The organism is Brachybacterium sp. AOP29-B2-41 (assembly GCF_052378395.1).
Classification (GTDB): domain Bacteria; phylum Actinomycetota; class Actinomycetes; order Actinomycetales; family Dermabacteraceae; genus Brachybacterium.
The window spans coordinates 1-1,411 of record NZ_JBQSXR010000051.1 but is presented as its reverse complement, the minus strand read 5'-3'; the positions used below and the strand labels follow the sequence as shown (position 1 = coordinate 1,411).

The following is a 1,411-nucleotide window of genomic DNA, read 5'->3' as shown; positions in this document are numbered from 1 at the left end:
GGTCAAGTCCCGGGAAGTGGTGTAGCGCTCCTTCGATGAGAGGGGTCAGGCTGTCAGGGCGGGCAAGGTCTCGGTGGTCACCTCATTCACGGTGCTGGTGGTGATGGTCAGGCGGCAACGGGCCAGGACGTCGAGCCCGAGGTAGCGACGTCCTTCGGCCCATTCATCGGTCTGCTCGGCCAGGACCGCACCGACGAGGCGGACGATCGCGTCGCGAGAGGGAAAGATCCCGACGGAGTCCGTGCGCCGGCGGATCTCGCGGTTCAGCCGCTCGGCGGGGTTGTTCGACCAGATCTGGACCCAGACGTCTTTGGGGAACCCAGTGAACGCGAGGACGTCAGCGCGAGCGGCATCAAGGTGCTCGGCCACGGCGGGCAGCTTCTCACCCACGTAGTCCAACAACCGATCGAACTGCGCGGTCACCGCCGCAGCATCAGGCTGGTCATAGACACTGTGGAGCATCGCCTTCACCGCAGGCCACATGGACTTCGGGCAGATGCTCATCAGGTTCGCGGCGTAGTGGGTGCGGCACCGCTGCCAGGACGCTCCGGGCAGGTGCGCGGCGATCGCCTCGACCAACCCGGCATGCGCATCGGAGGTCACCAGACGGACTCCTCCCAGCCCGCGGGCGACCAGGTCAGCGAAGAAGCTGCTCCACGCCGCCCCAGTCTCACTGGTCGCGACCCGCATGCCGAGGACCTCGCGGTGTCCGTCGCCATTGACTCCGGTCGCGACGAGGACGACCGCGTTGATGACGCGGCCACCTTCGCGGACTTTCATCGTCAGTGCGTCCGCGGCGACGAACGTGAACGGTCCGGCGGCGTCCAGGGGGCGGTGGCGGAACTGTTCGACGTGCTCGTCGAGATCGGCTGCCATACGGCTGACCTGTGACTTCGAGAGGCTGTTGATGCCGAGCGTCTTGACCAGTTTGTCCATGCGGCGGGTGGAGACCCCGGCGAGGTAGCAGTCCGCGACCACGGTGATCAGCGCGGATTCGGCGCGTTTACGGCGCTCGAGCAGCCACTCCGGAAAGTAAGTGCCCGAACGCAGCTTGGGGACGGCGACGTCGATCGTACCGACCCGGGTGTCGAGGTCGCGATGGCGGTAACCATTGCGCTGGGTTGCTCGGTCGGGGCTGGGTCGGCCGTATTCAGCGCCGGCGACCGCGTCGGCGTCCGCGGAGAGGAGCCCGTTGATGATCCGTTGCAGCATCGTGCGCATCAGATCCGGAGAGGCGTCGGCCAGGGCTTCGCCGAGCAGGCCGTGAGGGTCGACAATATGAGGAGCGGTCATCGTGATGACTCCGTTCGAGAGTGCTGTGAGAGGTTCACTCGAAGGATCACACGGTGACCGCGTCCTCGTCAGAGACGATCACGAGGCCACCGCGCTACACCACTATGCGGGACTCAAC

At 66.1% G+C, this 1,411-nt stretch carries 1 protein-coding gene; it reads right to left on the bottom strand.

The genetic code is table 11. The features are described 5' to 3' along the window. Window positions 1-45: 45 nt before the first annotated feature. Window positions 46-1,293, bottom strand: a complete 1,248-nt coding sequence (locus ACT3T9_RS18820; RefSeq protein WP_444607302.1) for an IS256 family transposase — start codon at window positions 1,291-1,293, stop codon at window positions 46-48. Window positions 1,294-1,411: the final 118 nt, after the last annotated feature.

Bases quoted from the DNA above. Each gene is read 5' to 3' on its own strand.
- ACT3T9_RS18820 (WP_444607302.1), bottom strand. From the start codon at position 1,293: ATGACCGCTCCTCATATTGTCGACCCTCACGGCCTGCTCGGCGAAGCC.